Raw genomic sequence first — 17,535 nt, forward strand, 5'->3', positions numbered from 1 at the left:
TGTACAACTCGTGCTCATCATAGGTGCGCCATTGTACAAGTCAAATAGTTTGTACAGCTTTTGTAATGGAATGCTGCCTGTGCAGGGTGCCTGACGATCGTCTTGCACAGGTCCTGCGCGTCAGCACCAGCCCATGCGCCAGCGCTGCGCATCCTGCAGCACGCGCCAGTCCAGGCGCTCACTGCGCTGGGTGAGCACCGCTTGTAGCTCGATGGCCAGCACCTCACCTTCCTCGTCGCGGTATAGCTCGGTCACCAGGAAATGTTTTTCCCGGTGTTGCGGCTGGCGCGCCGTCCATTTCGACAGCAGCAATTTGCCCGGGTTGATGCGGTGCCGGGCAGGCTGTGCCTTGTGATCGGCGCTGCTCATGGCAGGTGCGCGAGCAGCTTGCGCGCCGCTTCCTGACCGCTGAGCCAGGCGCCCTCGACGCGGCCTGACGAACACCAGTCGCCGCAGGCATAAATGCCCAGGTCGCTGTCGGCCAGGCAGCCCCATTCATGGGCCGAGGCCGGCCGGGCATACAACCAGCGGTGGGCGAGGGAAAAAGCCGGGGTCGGCACTGTGCAGCCGATCAGCTCGGCGAAGGCACCATGCAACTGTTCGATCACCGCCTCCTTGGACAGGTCCAGGTGCTGACGCGTCCAGGCGCTGGTGGCATGGATGACCCAGGTGTCGAGGGTGTTGTCCCGGCCCGGCTTGCTGCGGTTGCGCGCCAGCCAGTCGATTGGGCTGTCCTGCACGAAGCAGCCTTCCACATTGGTGTGCAGGGGCTCGGCGAATGCCAGGCTGACTGCCCAGGTCGGCTCCATGGCCACGCTGGCCGCCACCGTGGCCAGTTTGGGCGCGGCGCTCAGCAAGGTGCACGCCTGGGGCGCCGGTGCGGCGACGATGACGTGGCTGAACGGGCCGTGGCTGACGCCTTCGGCATCGAGCAGGTGCCAGTGCTGTTCGCCACGAAACACCTCGGTGATACGGCAGGCGAAGTTTACCGGCAGCTCACCGAGCATGGCGCGGGTGATTGCGCTCATGCGTGGGCTGCCGACCCAGCGCACCTGCTCGTCGGGCGAGGCCGCGAGCTGGCCGTTGCGCACGTAATACAGGGCCGGCGCCCATTCGGCTGCCAGGCCCTGGCGCTGCCATTGCTGCACGGTGTCGACAAAGCGCCGGTCGCGTGCGGTGAAGTATTGCGCGCCCAGGTCCAGGGCGCCGGCGTCGCTGCGTTTGCTGGCCATGCGGCCGCCACTGCCACGGCTCTTGTCGAACAACTGCACGGGCTGGCCGGCGGCATGCAGCGCCTGGGCGGCGGAGAGGCCGGCCATGCCGGTACCGATAATGGCGATAGGGGCAATCTGGGTCATGCTGAACCTCGTGATAACGCGCGCCAGGCGCTGACAGCTGGGCCTGCTGCGGCGAGCGTGTGGTGTACACAAACAGTTTAGACAGGCTACGCTTTAGACAAAAGCTATACAATAATCTTGTTATGTATAGGTTGATCGGATTAAATCCACCGACTCGTCCTGTGCGCACAGCTGTCTTGCTTCAGACGTGCCAAGACACTCCGTGTTGCACCTATTTGAGGATAACGCCATGCATATTCTGCTGACCGGCGGTACTGGCCTGATCGGCCGCGCGCTGTGCCGTCACTGGCTGCAACAGGGGCACCAACTGACTGTCTGGAGCCGCACTCCGGAACGCGTGGCGGCCCTGTGTGGCGAGGGCGTGCGCGGTATTGCGCAGCTCGAAGAGTTGGCTGAGACGCCGCTGGATGCGGTAGTCAACCTGGCCGGCGCGCCGATTGCCGATCGCCCCTGGACCCGCGCCCGGCGGCAGTTGCTCTGGGCTAGCCGAATCCAACTGACAGAAACCCTGGTGGCCTGGCTGGCCAGCCGCTCGAGCAAGCCGGCCGTGCTGCTCTCCGGCTCCGCTGTGGGCTGGTACGGTGACGGTGGCGAGCGCCCGCTGGACGAAGACGATGCCCCGGTAACCGATGATTTTGCCGCGCAGCTGTGCGCCGCTTGGGAAGAAACTGCGTTACGCGCCGAGGCCGAGGGCATCCGTGTGGTGCTGCTGCGCACCGGGCTGGTGCTGTCTGCCGAGGGTGGCTTTCTCAAACGCTTGCTGTTGCCGTTTCGTCTGGGCCTGGGTGGCCCGCTGGGCGATGGCCGGCAGTGGATGCCGTGGATTCACCTGGCCGACCAAATCGCCCTGATTGATTTTCTCGTGCAGCAGCCCGAGGCGCGCGGTCCTTATAATGCGTGCGCGCCGCAGCCGGTGCGCAACCGCGACTTCGCCAAGGCCCTGGGGCGCGCGCTGAAGCGTCCGGCTGTGCTGCCGGCCCCGGCGTTTTTGCTGCGCGCTGGCCTGGGTGAGCTGGCGGTGCTGCTGCTCGGTGGTCAACAGGCGCTGCCGACGCGCTTGCAGGCCGCAGGTTTTCGTTTTCGCTTCAGTGAGCTGGAGGCGGCCCTGGCCGATTTGTTGCCCAGTCGCTGATTTTTATTTCGATTGTTACCGGCCATCTGGCCGCAAATTATAGGAAGCGTTATGTCCGACCATGCCTTGTTACTGGTCAACCTGGGTTCCCCTGCCTCGACCGAGGTGGCCGATGTACGCAGCTACCTGAACCAGTTTCTGATGGACCCCTATGTGGTCGACCTGCCGTGGCCGCTGCGGCGCCTGCTGGTTTCGCTGATTCTGATCAAGCGCCCGGCCGCCTCGGCCCATGCCTACGCCTCCATCTGGTGGGACGAAGGCTCGCCCCTGGTGGTGCTCAGCCAGCGCCTGACCGAGCAGATGAAAACCACCTGGAGCCACGGCCCGGTCGAGCTAGCCATGCGCTACGGCGAACCGTCCATCGAGACCGCGCTGCTGCGCCTGACCGAGCAGGGCATCAAGCAGATCACCCTGGCACCGCTGTACCCGCAGTTCGCCGACAGCACCACTACCACGGTGATCGAAGAGGCGCGCCGGGTGGTGCGTGAGCGGCAACTGGATGTGCAGTTCTCCGTGCTGCCGCCGTTCTACGACCAGCCCGAGTACATCGACGCCTTGGTGCAGAGCGCGCAGCCGTACCTGGAGCAGCCGTTCGATCACCTGCTGCTGAGCTTTCATGGTCTGCCGGAGCGCCACCTGCGCAAGCTCGACCCGAGCAAGCATTGCCTGCGCGGCCCCGACTGTTGCCGCACGGCGCCGCCGGAAGTGCTCGCCACCTGCTACCGCGCGCAGTGCATGCGCAGCGCCGAAGCCTTTGCCACAGGCATGGGCCTGCGCCCGGAACAGTGGTCGGTGTCCTTCCAGTCGCGTCTTGGCCGGGACAAGTGGATCGAGCCCTACACCGAGGCGCGGCTGGACGAGCTGGCCGCCCAGGGTGTGAAGAAGTTGCTGGTGATGTGCCCGGCCTTCGTTGCCGATTGCATCGAAACCCTCGAGGAAATCGGCGACCGTGGCCGCGAGCAATTTGTCGAGGCCGGCGGCGAGAGCCTGCAGTTGGTGCCCTGCCTTAACACCCATCCGGTCTGGGTTGCGGCCCTGAAAACCCTGTGCGAGCGCGCGCCGCTGATGCTCTAAGCTTCATTCGCCCGGACGGATGTGGCGCATTCGCCTGATGGATAAGACTGCCCCGAGGTACTCGGGGCAGGGCGACTCGACCTAAGCTGGCGGCACTTTCAACCGTCGCGCACCGCGCAATCGGTGTCGAGGAGCCCGCCCGTGCATAACAATAATAACGGCTATCCCTCCAGTGCCCGCGCCTGGACCACTGTCTCTATTCTGATGGTGGCGTACGTCCTGTCGTTTATCGACCGGCAGATTCTCAACCTGCTGGTCGGCCCAATCCGCCGCGACCTGCTGATCAGCGACACGCAGATGAGCCTGCTGATGGGCCTGTCTTTCGCCCTGTTCTACACCGTCTGTGGGATTCCCCTGGGCCGTCTGGCTGACACCAAGAGCCGGCGTGGGCTGATCGCCATCGGCGTGCTGTTCTGGAGTGCCGCCACTGCGGCCTGCGGTCTGGCCAAGCTGTACTGGCACTTTCTGCTGTGCCGCATCGGCGTGGGGGTGGGGGAAGCGGCCTTGTCGCCAGCGGCTTATTCACTGATCGCCGACAGCTTCCCGGCTGAGCGCCGGGCCACGGCCATCAGTGTGTATTCCATGGGGGTTTACCTGGGTTCTGGCCTGGCGTTTCTGGTCGGTGGCCTGGTCATCCAGTTTGCCTCGGCTCAGGGCGATGTGGTGTTGCCAGTATTTGGCGAAGTGCGCCCCTGGCAACTGATCTTCCTGATTCTCGGTGGCGCCGGGGTGCTGTTCACCCTGCTGATGCTCGCGGTCAAGGAGCCGGCACGACGCGGCGTGGGCGCCGGTGTGGCGGTTCCCCTGGCTGAAGTGGGCCGTTATATCCGCGCCAACCGACGCACCGTGCTGTGCCATAACTTCGGTTTTGCCGGCCTGGCGTTTGCCGGGTACGGCAGTGCGGCCTGGGTGCCGACCTTCTTTATCCGCACCTACGGCTGGGATGCCGGCCAGGTGGGCATCATCTACGGCAGCATCGTGGCGGTATTCGGTTGCCTGGGCATCGTCTTCGGCGGGCGCCTGGCGGACTGGATGGCCAAGCGTGGCAGCCGCGATGCGAATATGCGTGTGGGTTTGTATGCGGCCCTGGGCGCGGTGCCCTGCGTGCTGTCCTTTCCGTTGATGGACAGTGCCCTGTGGGCGGCGATTCTGATGGCGCCCACGGTGTTCTTCCTGAGCATGCCGTTTGGCGTTGCGCCGGCGGCGATCCAGGAAATCATGCCCAACTCGATGCGCGGTCAGGCCTCGGCAATCTACCTGTTCGTCATCACCCTGATCGGCCTGGGCATTGGCCCGACGGCCGTGGCGCTGGTCACCGACTACGTATTCGCCGATGACAATGCGCTGCGCTACTCGCTGCTGATCGTCACCAGCATTGCCGTATTCAGCTCCATCGTGCTGCTGAGCATGGGTCTCAAACCCTACCGCGACAGCCTGGTGCATTTGGAGAGCTGGTCGGCCAAGGCCAGCTAATACGGCCCCGTAGGGCGCGCTGTGCGCACCGGCGATTCGCCATAAGACGCACCCTACATAGCAAAAGCCCCGCGTGTGCGGGGCTCTTTGTGGTTAGGCGTCGGTTTCGCCTGTGGCGGGTTTGTTGCGCCAGCCCTGACCGCCCGGCAATAGCGCGTTAAGCAACAGCGCGGCGATGGCGCACAGCGAGATGCCGGAGAGGGCGAACTCACTGCTGCCGATGACCATACCGCCGATACCGAACACCAGGGTCACCGAGACGATGATCAGGTTGCGTGCCTCGGACAGGTCGACCTGGTGACGAATCAGGGTGTTCAGACCGACCACCGCGATGGAGCCGAACAGCAGGCAGAGAATGCCGCCCATCACCGGTACCGGGATGCTCTGCAGCGCAGTACCGAACTTGCCGATAAACGCCAGGGCGATGGCGAACACTGCGGCCCAGGTCATGATCTTCGGGTTGTAGTTCTTGGTCAGCATCACCGCACCGGTCACTTCCGCGTAGGTGGTGTTGGGCGGGCCACCGAACAGACCAGCGGCCGAAGTGGCCAGACCATCGCCGAGCAGGGTGCGGTGCAGGCCGGGCTTCTTGATGAAGTTGTTGCCGGTGACGCTGCCAATCGCCACGACCCCGCCGATATGCTCGATGGCTGGCGCCAGGGCAACCGGGACGATGTAGAGAATCGCGCCCCAGTGCAACTCGGGGGTGACGAACGCCGGGATCGCCAGCCAAGGCGCGCTGGCCACGGCGCTGGTGTCGATCACCCCGCAGAACGCCGCGACGAGGCAGCCGACGATGATCCCCGCGAGGATCGGCACCAGGCGCAGCAGGCCTCGGCCGACGGCGGCCACCAGTACGGTGGTGACCAGCGCCGACATCGAAATCAGCATGGCGGTGGCATAGGGCACCAGTTGCACCGCGCCGTCACCGGTCTTGCCCATGGCCATGTTCACCGCCACCGGCGACAGCGCCAGGCCGATGGAAATGATCACCGGGGCGATCACCACCGGCGGCAGCAGGCGGTCGATGAAACCGGTGCCTTTGATCCGCACCACGGCGCTCAAAAGGATGTATACCAAACCCGAAGCGACGATGCCACCGAGCACCGCCGGCAGACCGAACTCGCCCTTGGCGGCGAGGATGGGGGCGATAAAGGCGAAGCTCGAAGCCAGGAATACCGGCACCTGACGGCCGGTGACCAGTTGAAACAGCAGGGTGCCGATACCGGCCGTGAACAGCGCCACGTTCGGGTCCATGCCGGTGATCAGCGGCATCAGGACCAGGGCGCCGAAAGCCACAAAAAGCATCTGCGAGCCGGATAGCACCTGACGCCACAGCGGGTCGTTGTCATGGTTGAGCATGAATCAGGCGTCCTTCTGCTTGGTGCCGAAAATCTTGTCGCCGGCATCGCCCAGGCCCGGGATGATGTAGCCGTGTTCGTTAAGGCGTTCATCAATGGAGGCGGTGTAGATCATCACATCCGGGTGCGCCTGGTTGACCGCCGCAATGCCCTCCGGCGCGGCGACCAGTACCATGGCGCGGATCTCCTTGCAGCCGGCTTTTTTCAGCAGGTCGATGGTCGCCACCATGGAGCTGCCGGTGGCCAGCATTGGGTCGATGATCATCGCCAGGCGCTCGTCGATTTCCGGCACCAGCTTCTCCAGGTAGGTGTGCGCCTGCAGGGTTTCTTCGTTGCGTGCCACGCCCACGGCGCTGACCTTGGCGCCGGGAATCAGGCTGAGCACGCCGTCGAGCATGCCGATGCCAGCACGCAGGATCGGCACCACGGTGATCTTCTTGCCGGAGATCTTTTCCACTGACACAGGCCCGGCCCAGCCCTGGATTTCGTAGCTTTCCAGGGGCAGGTCCTGGGTTGCTTCGTAGGTCAGCAGGGCGCCGACTTCCTGGGCCAGCTCGCGAAAGTTCTTGGTGCTGATATCGGCGCGGCGCATCAAACCGAGCTTGTGGCGGATCAGCGGGTGGCGAATTTCGAGAATAGGCATGGCAAGTGTCTCCGGCGGGCTGGCAAAAAAATTGCGCTAGATTAGCATTTGACGCGCGCGCTGACTGCCGAGTCTTTTCGCCTCAGTAGACGGCCTGTCGAAAAGCCCGGGTGACGGTCGGGCGGGGCTTGCTCCAAGGCGCCTGGGTGCGTACCTTTGCCGACTTTTATTTTGACGCATCGATCAGGTTATTCGCTGGCCCATGCGCCCAACGACCGAAGAGGAAATGCCCATGTCCGCCGATCTCGCGCACATCCGCCAGGTGATGGCCGAAGCCGACTGCCTGTACACCGAAGCCCAGGTAGAAGCCGCCATCGAGCAAGTGGCTGCTGCCATCAGCCGCGACCTGGCCGAGGCCAATCCGGTGGTCTTCTGTGTGATGAATGGCGGACTGATCTTCACCGGCAAGCTGCTGCCCAAGCTCAACTTCCCGCTGGAGGCGTCCTACCTGCACGCCACCCGCTACCGCAACGAAACCAGCGGCGGTGAGCTGTTCTGGAAGGCCAAGCCGGAAGTCTCGTTTATTGATCGTGAAGTGCTGATCATCGACGACATCCTCGACGAGGGCCACACCCTGGGCGCGATCATCGACTTCTGCCGCCACGCCGGGGCCAAGGCGGTGCACACTGCCGTGCTGATCGACAAAGACCATGACCGCAAGGCCCGTCCCGACCTCAAGGCCGATTACGTGGGGCTGTCGTGCATCGACCGCTACATCTTCGGTTACGGCATGGACTACAAGGGTTACTGGCGTAACGCGGCGGGTATCTACGCGGTTAAAGGGCTGTAACAACTGCCTTTGTAGGGTGGAAAGCCGCGAAGCGTTTTCCACCCTGTCGCGCGAACACGAGTAGCCGAGTAGGGTGCTCCGTGCGTACCGGCGCTGCCCGCAGGCTCTCTTGGTGCGCACGGCGCACCCTACGGCCTACGCCACCCAGCGCAACGCCTTGGCCCGCGCCTGGGCCAGGTCGCGCACGTAGGCCAGGCGGCCTTCGGCGCGCTGGATGCCGGCGCGGCGCAGTTGCAGGCGTACCTGGGCCGTGGTGCCGCTGAAAATCAGCGCGACATTTAACCGGCGGTAGTCACGCAAGGTGGTTTCCAGCGCCGCCAGGGCGGTCATGTCCAGCAATGGCACGGCGCTGATATCGACGATCACCACGCGCACATCCGGGCTTAGGCGGCGCAGCACGCTCAGGGCCTTTTCCGCCGCGCCGAAGAACAACGGCCCGCGAATCGCATAGGCCAGCACATGGGACGGCAGGTCGCTGAGGTCGGCGTGCAGGTCGCGCGGCAGGTTGTGGGTGTCAGTCAGCTCGCTCATGCGTTTGATAAACAGGCCGGCCGCCAGCAGCAGGCCGACGCCCACTGCCAGGACCATGTCGAACAGCACCGTCAGCACCAGGCAGGTCAGCAATACCAGTACATCGCTGCGTGGGGCGATGCGCAGGGTGTGGCGAACGTGGCCGGCTTCGCTCATGTTCCAGGCGACCATCAGCAGCAGCGCGGCCAGGGCGGCCATGGGCAGATAGCTGAACAGCGGCGCCAGGTAGAGGATGGCGATCAGCACCACGCCGGCATGAATGATTGCCGCCAGCGGCGAGAAGGCCCCGGCGCGTACATTGGCGGCGGTGCGGGCGAGCGCCGCGGTGGCGGTGATGCCACCGAACAGCGGCGCGGCCAGGTTGCCCAGGCCCTGGCCGATCAGCTCGGCATTGGGGTCGTGCTTGCTGCCGCTCATGCCGTCGGCGACTACCGCGCAGAGCAGCGACTCAATGGCGCCGAGCATGGCAATGGCGAAGGCCGGGGCGAGCAACTGGCGGATCAGTTCGAAGCTCAACGGCAAGGGCGCCCCATCTGCACCCGGCAGATTCCAGGGCCAGGCAAAGCTCGGCAGAAAAGGCGGAATACCGGGTTGCTCGACGCCATCGAGCATATAACTGAAGCGCTCACCGAGGGTCGCCAGCGGCAGGCCCAGGCGCTCCAGCAGCAGGCCGAGCAACGCGCCTATGACCAGCGCGACCAGGTGCCCGGGTACGCGCGGCACCAGGCGCGGCCAGACGATCAGCACGCCGAGGCAGACCAGGCCGACCAGTATATCCCCAGGGCGCACGCCCGGCAGCGCCTGCCAGAGCAGGCTCAGGTGTTCGAGAAAATGTTGCGGCGTAGCGCCCAGCTCCAGGCCGAGCAGGTCCTTGAGTTGCAGGGTGGCGATCACGATGCCGATGCCAGCGGTAAAGCCGAGAGTGACGGGGTAGGGCACGAACTCGATCAGCCGGCCAGCGCGCAGCAGGCCGAGGGCAATCAGAATCAGACCGGCCATCAGGGTGCACAACAGCAGGCCGCCAAGGCCGAATTGCTGGGTGATCGGCAGCAGAATCACCACGAACGCGGCGGTGGGACCCGAGACATTGAAACGCGAGCCGCCGCACAGGGCGATCAGCGGCGCGGCCACCAGCACGGTGTAGAGGCCATGTTGCGGCGCTACGCCGACGGCAATCGCCAGGGCCATGGCCAGGGGGATGGCGACGATACCAACGGTCAGCCCCGCCATCAGGTCACCGCGCAGGCGGGCCAGGGTGAAACCGGCGGCGCGACTCTGGCGCCAGGCAGCGAACAGCGGCGGTAGGGACATAGGCACTCCTAGGGTCTGTTCCCGTTTCGTTCGCGGCCGCGCCGGAGCTCGTTTTAGCGCGAGGCAAGGCACGAGATGCGAAGTTTAGCTGGCTAAATGAGCCATCGAGAAACGCAGTATCGCGCTAAAACGGGCCCGGCCCTGCGGGTTGCGCGCAAAATCTCGCCATGCGGTGTTGGAGGACTTGGCAAGGGAACGACCATTCCCTGCGTCCTCCGCAATCCCCATGGATGGGGTGAATGCCGCAAGCCCGCCGGGAGCGGGCGCGGCCTAGCGGAACGCCGCCCGGCCTGGCGAGATTTTTCGCAGCAACGCGGCTTGCGACGAAACGGGAACAGACCCTAAGGGCGTGGCGCCAGTATAGAGCTGCCCGGCTCTGCAGGGCGATTGGCCATTGTCGGGCGTGGCACCATCGTGCGTTGAGCGCGGGCCGGCGGCAGCGGTACACTGCGGCCCCCGCGCGAGTGCTCGCGCCCCGCAGCGCTGCCTGCCACAGATCCTAGCTGGAGTGAACGATGCGTAAAGACAAGCAACAGGTGATTGGCGAAGAGATTAGCGACGAGCCGATCAAGCTGTTTCTCGCCGTTGAGCCGGCCGATGCCACACCGCCGTCGCTGCACAAGCTGGTCAAGGCTTACCGTGGTCTGCGCATCAATGACTTCGAGCGCTTTGTCGGCTTCTTCGTCGAAGCCGGTTACGACCTCGACGCCAAGGATGCCCAGGGCCACGACTTTATCGCCCTGATCCAGGACCAGCGCCAGGCTGAGCCCTATATCGAGGTGATCCGCGCGGCGCGCGGTTGATCTAAGGGTATGCCCCCTGTTGCGCCGTGCAGGGGACGAGATGCCCAGTAGGGTGCGCTGTGCGCACCAGGCGTTTGCAACAGGGCCTCGGTGCGCACGGCGCACCCTACGTCTCTTACAGCACCCCGGCCTTTTTCCACGCCAGATAACGGTTGATCAGCGCCGGGCCGAGTTCGCTGGGGCGGGCGTCGAGCACCGGCACCTGGCGCGCGGCCAGGCGCTCGTGCAGGGCGTTGCGTGCATTCAGGTAGTCCACCGCGCCGCAATAACTCAGGGCTGAATCCAGGTCCTCGACCGGCGCTTGGCGCACCTGGTCGAGCACTTCCTCGCGCAAGCTGGCGACCAGTACGCGGTGCTGGCGGCCCAGGCGGTGCACGGCCAGTTGCAGCTCCTCGTCGTCTTCGTCGCGCAGGTTGCTGAGGATGATCACCAGCGCCCGACGCTGTTGGCGGGCGAGCAGTTGGCTGGCGGCGGCGGAAAAGTCCGCCGGCAACTGGCTTGCTTCCAGGTCATAGACGCTATTAAGCAGGTGGTTGAGCTGCCCGTTGCCCTTGGCCGGCGGCAGGAAGCGTGGCTGCTGCTGGGCAAAGGTAAGCAGGCCGACCGCGTCGCCCTGGCGCAGGGCCACATAGCTGAGCAGCAGGGCGGCGTTAAGGGCGTGGTCGAAATGGCTCAGCTCGCCGTCGCGGCTGCGCATGCGCCGGCCACCGTCGAGCAGGAAGACGATCTGCTGGTCGCGCTCGTCCTGGTATTCACGGGTGATGGGCGTGCGCATGCGCGCGGTGGCTTTCCAGTCGATCTGCCGCAGGGTGTCGCCCTCGCGGTACTCGCGTAGCTGGTGGAAAGCCTGGCCCAGGCCGCGGCGCGGCTGCTGGCGCACACCGAGCTGGCTGAGCCAGTCTTCCACGGCCATCAGCTCGGCGCCGTAGAGGCGGGCGAAATCCGGGTAAACGCGGGTCTCATCCTGCACTGCGAGCAGCCGTCGGGATTGCCACAGGCCGAGGGGCGAAGGCAGTAGCAGTTCGCACAATGCAAAGACGAAATGCCCACGCTGGGTAGGCCACACCCGGTAGCTCAGGCTGGCCTGCTCACCGGGGCGCAGGGTGATCTGCTGTGGCAGGTGTTCGTGCTGCATGGTCGCGGGCAGGTGGTCGAACACGGCCAGGCGCAGCGCCTGGGCATAGCCGTGGCGCAGGTGCACCTGCACCTCACTCCAGTGCCCCAGCGGCAGGTTGCCGGGCAGCGTGCGGCTCACCTCGGGGCTGGGCAGGCGGCGCAGGCGCCAGGCATCCAGGCCCGCCGCCAGCGCCAGGCTCAGGAGCAAGCCCCACCACAGACCGTGCAGGGACGTGAGCGCCTGGCCCAGGGCGTCCAGGGTGCCGAGCAGCAGCGCCAGGCCGAACAGCGCGGCGAGCAGCGCCAGCAGACGGCGCGAGGGTTTCATCGGCGAGCCTTGAGCGGTTGGGTCATAGACGCGGCGCCGGGACCTGGTCGAGCAACTGGCGCAGCACCTGGTCGACGGCCAGGCCTTCGATGTCCAGCTCCGGGGCCAGGCGCACGCGGTGGCGCAGCACGGCCAGGGCGCAGCCTTTGACGTCATCCGGCACGACGAAATCGCCACCGCGCAGCAGCGCCCGTGCCCGCGCGCCACGCACCAGGGCGATGGAGGCGCGCGGCCCGGCGCCGATGGCCAGGCCCGGCCAGCTGCGGGTGGCGCGGGCCAGGCGCACGGCGTAATCGAGCACCTGTTCGTCGATCGGCAGGTCGGCGGCGATCTTCTGCAGCGCCGCGACATCCTTGGCCTGCAGCAGGGTGCGCAGCGGGCTGACTTCGAGCATGTCGGCGCGCGGCGAGCGGGTCACCTGGCGCACCATGTTCAGCTCTTCATCCTGCTGCGGGTATTCCATGCGCAGCTTGAGCATAAAGCGGTCCAGCTCGGCTTCCGGCAGCGGGTAGGTGCCTTCCTGCTCGATGGGGTTCTGCGTGGCCAGTACCATAAACGGCAGCGGCACCGCCAGGGCGCGGCCTTCGAGGGTGACCTGGCGCTCCTGCATGACTTCCAGTAGCGCGGCCTGGGTCTTGGCCGGCGCACGGTTGATCTCGTCGGCCAGCAGCAGGTTGGTGAACACCGGGCCTTTGCGCAGCTTGAACTGCTCGCTTTGCAGGTCGTAGACGGCGTGGCCGGTGACATCGCTGGGCATCAGATCAGGGGTGAACTGGATACGCGCGAACTCGCCGCCAAAGCAGCGCGCCAAGGCCCGAACCAGCAGGGTCTTGCCCAAACCCGGAACGCCCTCGATCAGCACGTGGCCGCCGGCCAGCAGGGCGGTGAGCACGTCGTCGATCACCGCCTGCTGGCCGATCAGCGCCTTGCCAAGTTCGACGCGCAGGGCCTGGGCCAACTGGCTGGCGCGCTGGCGCTGCTGCGCCGCGTTGCTCACCGGTGCCGGTGCTGGGGTAAGCGGTTCGGCAGCGGCGGTTTCGTCGCTGTGGGTGTCGGGGCTGATATCGCTCATAGGGCATTCCTGAGGGTTTGCAGGCGGGTGACCTGGCGGATGAAGTCGGCATGGGGCACGCGGCTGGCCGTGACCGGGCGCATGGCCTGGCCGATGGCGCTGGTCGGCAGGCGGCTCAGGCGACTGAGTACTTGCCACTGCTCGGCCACGGCCAGGCGCTCAAAACCGGGGTGACGGCGCCGCGCGCGGCGCAGGATGTCGTGTTGCAAGCCTTGCAGCAGGCTCGGCTGGCCGGCGCGACGCAGCAGAAAATCGGCACTGCCGCGCAGGTGTTCGCGCAGGCTGCGGCGGGCCAGGCTGGGTGCCGGCAAGAGCGGGCCGTTGCGCTGGCCGACGTGCCACAGGCCGAGCGCGATCAGCAATGCCAGGGCGCATAGTGCCTGGGGAAAATGGCGCAGCAGCAGGGTGGCGAGGCTGTCACGCTCGGCACGGTAGAGCAGGGTCACGTCGCTGTCCTGGCTGAGGTACCAGAGCAGCCAGGCGTTGTCGTACTCGGCGATCTGCTCGGTTTGCCAGATCCAGCTGTCGGTGAGCACGCTGATCAGGCCATCGCCGTGATAGAGCTGCAGCAGATGGGTCGCCTCGGCGCTGTTGGCCCAGGCGTGAGCGCGGTTCTCAGCGTCGTACAGGTGGAAGTCGGTGGCAAAGTCGATATAGGCCGGCGTCGTTTCATTCTCCAGATACAACTGGGTCAGTTGCGGATAGGGATTGACGTCTTCGCTGGTGGGCGGCGTTTCGGCTGCGGCTTGCTCTGCGCTGTCTGTCTCTGCATCCGGCTCTTCGTCGGCTGGCGGGCTACTGTGTTGCTGGATGCCGAGGCGGTCGAGGAGCAGGTCGCCACTTTCGCCGCGTTCTTCGTCCCACAGGCGTTCGGCGACGAACAGCAGATGCCCGCCCTTGGCCGCCCACTCCAGCAGACGTTCGGCCTGGCGCGGGGTCATGCGTTGGCGGTCGCCGAGCAGCAGCAAGGTTTGCCCGACGCTGGGCAGCTCACGCACGCTGGCCAGACCTTCGGCGCGCTGCACGTTCAGGCCGCGCTCGCGCAAAAAGTACTCGGCGGCCAGGTAAGGGTTGCTCTTGGCTTCGGGCGATGGCCCCAGCTCGACCACTTCATCGTAGGGCTGCAGGTGGCTCAGCAGGTAGGCACCGAACGCCGCCAGCAGCAGCGCCAGGCCAAGCAGTGGCAGGTGACGGCGGCTCATCGCGCGGCTCCTGCGGGAAACAGCTGGCGCCAGCCCGCACAGAGGTCAGCACAGGCATTTTGCGGCGGCAGGCGGTTGCCGTAGGCCGCCGCCTGCCAGTGGCGAGTCAGTATCTGGCTGAAGGCATTGAGGTCGTCACGCTTAAACTGGGCCACCTGCTCCAGCACTTCGCCTTCGGTGTGGGCGCTGGTCAGCGGCAGGTGGTGCTGGTGCAGCAAGCGGCTGAGCAGTGCGCGATACAGCAGACCAAGGGCGGCGCGCGGTTGCTCCCGCCAGAGGCGTTCAGCTTCCGCGGCGATGTCGTCTGGCAGGCGTTCCGGGGCGACATCCAGGCCGAACAGTTGCGTGGGGGCGTCGCGGCGCACAGGTGACGGTGGGCGTAAACGGCTGGCGAACAGGTGCAGCCATTGGCGGTAGCGCCACAGCAGCAGGCCGATCAGGGCGAGCACAGCTGCCCACAGCAGGGCCTCGAATATCAATGCCAGGGTGCCCAGGTGCTGCCAGCCATCGCGCAACTGCAGCAGACGTTCGAGCCAGTTTTTCGCCGTTTCGGGGTCCGACTCGCTGGCTTGCTCTTGGTCATCCCCCAGGCGCCAGCGGGTCAGGGTTTCGCGGTGCTCGAACGGCGGGGCGTCGAGTAGAGCCTCGATTGACTGGCGCGAAGCCTCGCTGGTCAACGGTTGTTTGAGCAGGCGCGGCGCCTCGGGGGCGATGACTTCGCTGCTCTCGGCCAGTGCCGGTGGTGCCATGGGCAGCAACGTCAGGCTGAGGCCCAACCCCAGTAGCAGGGCGTAAGCGCTGCCGGTCAGGCGCTGGCGTAGGCGGCGGAACACCAGTTCGATGTCCCAGGCCTCCAGCGCGGTGCGCCGGTTGAGGTACAGGGTAAAGCCACAGGCCACGTACACCGGTTCCCAGAGCATCAGCGGCAAGACGTAGACAAGGTTGGACAGGTGCTCGAGCCACAGCCAATCGCCCTCAGCTGCTTCGAGCAGGCGTTGCCAGTTCCAGTCGAGTTCCAGCTGTGCTGGCAGGAGCATGTAGAACAGGCTGCCGAGACCGAGCCACAGGGCCATTTCCACATGCACGCCGACTACGGTCAGCCAGGTGGCGAAACGCGTTTCGCGCTGCCCCAGGACCACCAGACGCTGGGCCCGCGCTTGCCCGGACAGGCCTTCGAGCTGCAGCACCGGCAGGTCGAAGCTGCGGGTCAGGCTCAGGCGGCGCCAGGTCAGGCTGGCCAGCAGTTGTGGGCGCAGCACGCCGGGCAGGGCGCGCATGGCCTGGCCGAGGGTCGGCGGCTCAGCGAACAGGCTGCGCGAGAGGATATATAAAGGCAGGCGCTCGAAGGCCGGCTTGAGCCACCAGAAGGCGAACAACGCCCAGCCGGGGTGGTCCCACAGCAGCAGGCAGAGCAGGGCGAACACCGGCAGGCTGAGCAGCGCCCAGCTGGCGATCAGCAGCCCGGCATGTCGACGGGCGAGCAGCACGCCGAGGTCGAGGGCTTCCCAGGCGGTGCGCGGGCGGATCGCCACGCTGGCGTCAGTCAGGCGCATGTTGATCGCGTCCAGACAGCAACAGATAGGCCAGCACCAGCACCCAGAGGCCGGCACCCACGGCGTATTTCACCGTCGGTGTGGCGAAGGTCATGGACGACCAGTAGGCCTCGATAAAGGCCGCCAGCAGTAACAGCATGATCACCCCGCCGATCAACCGCACGCTGACCGCCGCAGCCTGGCGCAGGGCCGTGCCACGGGGCAGGCGGCCCGGCGCCAGCAGCGCCCAGCCGAGCTTGAAGCCGGCGGCGCCGGCCAGGGCGATGGCGGTCAGCTCGAAGGCGCCGTGGCCGATGACGAAGGACCAGAACGGCTGGCCGTAGCCGATCTGCGTCAAATGGCCGGCCACCGCGCCGATCATCAAGCCGTTGAACAGCAGGAAGAACAGGCTGCCCAGGCCCAGCAGCAGGCCACTGGCGAAGGTCTGAAAGGCGATGCCGATGTTGTTCATGATGTAGTAGCCGAACATCACCCAGTCATCGCCCGAGTCACGTTCGCCAAACCGCCCGAGGCGGCTGGCGTCCGGGTCGTACATCTGTTCCATGTTGGCCACCTGGTCGGGGCTGACCAGGCTGTACACCAGCTCCGGCACGGCATACACCAGCAGGCCCATGCCCAGCAGGCTGCCGAAGAACAGCAGGCTGGCCGCCAGCACATGGCGCCACTCGGCCCGCACCAGACGCGGAAAACCGACCAGCAAGAAGCCGATTAACTGTGCGCCCAGCGGGCTGCTGTGACGGTAGAACTGCTGGTGGCCGCGCAGGGCCAGGTGTTCCAGCTCGTCGATCAGGTGGTTGCTGTAGCCGCGCGCCTGGGCCAGGGCCAGGTGCTGGCAAAGACGTCGGTAGTCAGCGGCGAAGCCTTTGCAGGCGCTGGCATCGACCTGGCCGCGCTCCAGCGTCTCCAACTGCGTGCCGAGGGCCTGCCAGGTGGCGCGGTGGCGTTGCTCGAACAACTGCTGTTTCATGGCGTCGGCCCTAGCAGACCACGGGCGATGCCGTGCAGGTGTCGTTCGGCCTGTTCCGGTGGCAGGTCCAGCGGTTCGGCGAGTAGCCCGGCAAGTTCGGCGCGGCGCGCGGCTGACAGCCCTTCGGCGCGTTCGGCAAAGCCAAGCAGCGCGCGCTGTTCGGCCAGGCTCAGGGCGAAGGGCGCTTGCTGCGGTTGCGCTTCGGGCAGGTTCGGCCGAGCCGGCGGCAGGTCGCGGTAAACCACCAGGGTGCCCGCCGCGATATCGCCCAGGCGCTTGAAATGCGGGTGATAGAGGCAGCTGAGCAAGCCGAAGGTGTAGGCGAACGGCAGCAGGTCGACAAAGCGCAACAGGTTGCGGGTCAGCGACGCCGGCCAGCCGATCGGCGTGCCATCGTCGTGCACCACCCGCAGGCCAAGCAGTTGTTTGCCGGGAGAGCGGCCCTGGTTGAGCACCTCGAACAGCACCATGTACCACCAGGTCACCAGAAACAGCAGCACGGCTGCCAGGCCCATGCCGAACTGGCCCAGCAGGCTCAAGCCGAGGTAGACCAGCAGCAGGAACACCCCGCGAATCGCCAGGTCGACACTGAAGGCCAATGCCCGTGGCACCAGACCGGCAGGACGCAGGGTCAGGTCGATGCCCTCCGGCGTCTCGACCCGATAACGGGTGTCCAACAGCGCAGCGGCAGCAGGCGGGCTAGGGGAGGTGAGCGAGGGTGGCATCGGCGCACTGCGTCAGGGAAAGCCCGATGCTAGGGTCTGATGCCGTTACAGCGCAAGCCGCGTTGCCACGAAAAATCTCGCCAGGCCGGGCGGCGT

The 17,535-nt window shown here is 66.0% G+C and carries 16 protein-coding genes; 5 read left to right on the top strand and 11 right to left on the bottom strand.

All coding sequences use genetic code 11. The features are described from left to right. Window positions 1–120: 120 nt before the first annotated feature. Window positions 121–369, bottom strand: coding sequence for a TIGR02450 family Trp-rich protein (locus BMW49_RS11500; protein ID WP_069520389.1), 249 nt, complete (start codon window positions 367–369; stop codon window positions 121–123). After that, on the bottom strand, window positions 366–1,358 hold the full coding sequence (locus BMW49_RS11505; RefSeq protein WP_069520387.1) for an NAD(P)/FAD-dependent oxidoreductase: 993 nt from the start codon (window positions 1,356–1,358) through the stop codon (window positions 366–368). Before BMW49_RS11505 ends, BMW49_RS11500 begins: the two co-directional genes overlap by 4 nt. A 229-nt stretch (window positions 1,359–1,587) precedes the next feature. Between BMW49_RS11505 and BMW49_RS11510 the strand changes: the two genes are divergently transcribed. The 3 genes from BMW49_RS11510 (at window position 1,588) to BMW49_RS11520 (ending at window position 5,037) form a co-directional block, all read left to right on the top strand. Beyond that, window positions 1,588–2,490, top strand: a complete 903-nt coding sequence (locus BMW49_RS11510; protein WP_069520385.1) for a TIGR01777 family oxidoreductase — start codon at window positions 1,588–1,590, stop codon at window positions 2,488–2,490. A 51-nt stretch (window positions 2,491–2,541) separates the two neighbouring features. Further along, window positions 2,542–3,564, top strand: a complete 1,023-nt coding sequence (hemH, locus tag BMW49_RS11515) for a ferrochelatase (protein ID WP_069520383.1) — start codon at window positions 2,542–2,544, stop codon at window positions 3,562–3,564. Window positions 3,565–3,705: 141 nt separating this feature from the next. After that, complete coding sequence (locus tag BMW49_RS11520; protein ID WP_069520381.1) at window positions 3,706–5,037, top strand: spinster family MFS transporter; 1,332 nt, start codon at window positions 3,706–3,708, stop codon at window positions 5,035–5,037. A 93-nt stretch (window positions 5,038–5,130) separates the two neighbouring features. Here BMW49_RS11520 and BMW49_RS11525 read toward each other — a convergent pair whose 3' ends face one another. Both BMW49_RS11525 and upp read right to left on the bottom strand, forming a co-directional pair. Further along, complete coding sequence (locus BMW49_RS11525) at window positions 5,131–6,399, bottom strand: uracil-xanthine permease family protein (RefSeq protein ID WP_069520379.1); 1,269 nt, start codon at window positions 6,397–6,399, stop codon at window positions 5,131–5,133. A gap of 3 nt (window positions 6,400–6,402) precedes the next feature. After that, window positions 6,403–7,041, bottom strand: coding sequence for a uracil phosphoribosyltransferase (gene upp, locus BMW49_RS11530; RefSeq protein ID WP_069520377.1), 639 nt, complete (start codon window positions 7,039–7,041; stop codon window positions 6,403–6,405). 232 nt (window positions 7,042–7,273) lie between these two features. On the opposite strand from upp, the gene BMW49_RS11535 reads away from it, so the two are divergent. Further along, on the top strand, window positions 7,274–7,831 hold the full coding sequence (locus BMW49_RS11535; RefSeq protein WP_069520375.1) for a hypoxanthine-guanine phosphoribosyltransferase: 558 nt from the start codon (window positions 7,274–7,276) through the stop codon (window positions 7,829–7,831). A 135-nt stretch (window positions 7,832–7,966) separates the two neighbouring features. Here the strand turns inward: BMW49_RS11535 and dauA are convergent, their stop codons facing one another. Next, complete coding sequence (dauA, locus tag BMW49_RS11540) at window positions 7,967–9,673, bottom strand: C4-dicarboxylic acid transporter DauA (RefSeq protein ID WP_069520372.1); 1,707 nt, start codon at window positions 9,671–9,673, stop codon at window positions 7,967–7,969. Between the two features lie 515 nt (window positions 9,674–10,188). On the opposite strand from dauA, the gene BMW49_RS11545 reads away from it, so the two are divergent. Next, window positions 10,189–10,476 (top strand): PA4642 family protein, encoded by a 288-nt coding sequence (locus tag BMW49_RS11545; RefSeq protein ID WP_069520370.1) that lies wholly within the window; start codon window positions 10,189–10,191, stop codon window positions 10,474–10,476. Window positions 10,477–10,591: 115 nt separating this feature from the next. On the opposite strand, the gene BMW49_RS11550 is transcribed toward BMW49_RS11545, so the two are convergent. The 6 genes from BMW49_RS11550 to BMW49_RS11575 are packed head-to-tail and all read right to left on the bottom strand — an operon-like array spanning window position 10,592 to window position 17,439. Next, complete coding sequence (locus BMW49_RS11550) at window positions 10,592–11,920, bottom strand: DUF58 domain-containing protein (protein WP_069520369.1); 1,329 nt, start codon at window positions 11,918–11,920, stop codon at window positions 10,592–10,594. 22 nt (window positions 11,921–11,942) lie between these two features. After that, window positions 11,943–12,992 (bottom strand): AAA family ATPase, encoded by a 1,050-nt coding sequence (locus tag BMW49_RS11555; RefSeq protein WP_069520367.1) that lies wholly within the window; start codon window positions 12,990–12,992, stop codon window positions 11,943–11,945. Continuing rightward, window positions 12,989–14,194 (bottom strand): DUF4350 domain-containing protein, encoded by a 1,206-nt coding sequence (locus BMW49_RS11560; RefSeq protein ID WP_069520364.1) that lies wholly within the window; start codon window positions 14,192–14,194, stop codon window positions 12,989–12,991. Before BMW49_RS11560 ends, BMW49_RS11555 begins: the two co-directional genes overlap by 4 nt. After that, the gene (locus BMW49_RS11565) at window positions 14,191–15,747 is read right to left on the bottom strand and encodes a DUF4129 domain-containing protein (RefSeq protein WP_090390936.1); all 1,557 of its coding nucleotides are present in this window, start codon (window positions 15,745–15,747) and stop codon (window positions 14,191–14,193) included. The genes BMW49_RS11560 and BMW49_RS11565 overlap by 4 nt, the downstream gene beginning before the upstream one ends. Further along, window positions 15,734–16,714, bottom strand: coding sequence for a stage II sporulation protein M (locus BMW49_RS11570; protein ID WP_069519919.1), 981 nt, complete (start codon window positions 16,712–16,714; stop codon window positions 15,734–15,736). The genes BMW49_RS11565 and BMW49_RS11570 overlap by 14 nt, the downstream gene beginning before the upstream one ends. Then, a complete protein-coding gene (locus BMW49_RS11575) occupies window positions 16,711–17,439 on the bottom strand; it encodes an RDD family protein (RefSeq protein ID WP_069519920.1) in 729 nt (242 codons plus the stop codon). Before BMW49_RS11575 ends, BMW49_RS11570 begins: the two co-directional genes overlap by 4 nt. Between the last annotated feature and the right edge of the window lie 96 nt (window positions 17,440–17,535).

This window comes from Pseudomonas cuatrocienegasensis, from assembly GCF_900110925.1.
Classification (GTDB): Bacteria; Pseudomonadota; Gammaproteobacteria; order Pseudomonadales; family Pseudomonadaceae; genus Aquipseudomonas; species Aquipseudomonas cuatrocienegasensis.

Excerpts from the sequence above, each read along its gene's own strand:
- BMW49_RS11555 (WP_069520367.1), bottom strand. The coding sequence starts at position 12,992 with ATGAGCGATATCAGCCCCGACACCCACAGCGACGAAACCGCCGCTGCC.
- BMW49_RS11525 (WP_069520379.1), bottom strand. The coding sequence starts at position 6,399 with ATGCTCAACCATGACAACGACCCGCTGTGGCGTCAGGTGCTATCCGGC.
- dauA (WP_069520372.1), bottom strand. The coding sequence starts at position 9,673 with ATGTCCCTACCGCCGCTGTTCGCTGCCTGGCGCCAGAGTCGCGCCGCC.
- BMW49_RS11510 (WP_069520385.1), top strand. The coding sequence starts at position 1,588 with ATGCATATTCTGCTGACCGGCGGTACTGGCCTGATCGGCCGCGCGCTG.
- BMW49_RS11545 (WP_069520370.1), top strand. The coding sequence starts at position 10,189 with ATGCGTAAAGACAAGCAACAGGTGATTGGCGAAGAGATTAGCGACGAG.
- BMW49_RS11560 (WP_069520364.1), bottom strand. The coding sequence starts at position 14,194 with ATGAGCCGCCGTCACCTGCCACTGCTTGGCCTGGCGCTGCTGCTGGCG.
- BMW49_RS11550 (WP_069520369.1), bottom strand. The coding sequence starts at position 11,920 with ATGAAACCCTCGCGCCGTCTGCTGGCGCTGCTCGCCGCGCTGTTCGGC.
- upp (WP_069520377.1), bottom strand. The coding sequence starts at position 7,041 with ATGCCTATTCTCGAAATTCGCCACCCGCTGATCCGCCACAAGCTCGGT.
- BMW49_RS11570 (WP_069519919.1), bottom strand. The coding sequence starts at position 16,714 with ATGAAACAGCAGTTGTTCGAGCAACGCCACCGCGCCACCTGGCAGGCC.
- BMW49_RS11500 (WP_069520389.1), bottom strand. The coding sequence starts at position 369 with ATGAGCAGCGCCGATCACAAGGCACAGCCTGCCCGGCACCGCATCAAC.
- BMW49_RS11505 (WP_069520387.1), bottom strand. The coding sequence starts at position 1,358 with ATGACCCAGATTGCCCCTATCGCCATTATCGGTACCGGCATGGCCGGC.
- BMW49_RS11535 (WP_069520375.1), top strand. The coding sequence starts at position 7,274 with ATGTCCGCCGATCTCGCGCACATCCGCCAGGTGATGGCCGAAGCCGAC.
- BMW49_RS11575 (WP_069519920.1), bottom strand. The coding sequence starts at position 17,439 with ATGCCACCCTCGCTCACCTCCCCTAGCCCGCCTGCTGCCGCTGCGCTG.
- BMW49_RS11565 (WP_090390936.1), bottom strand. The coding sequence starts at position 15,747 with ATGCGCCTGACTGACGCCAGCGTGGCGATCCGCCCGCGCACCGCCTGG.
- hemH (WP_069520383.1), top strand. The coding sequence starts at position 2,542 with ATGTCCGACCATGCCTTGTTACTGGTCAACCTGGGTTCCCCTGCCTCG.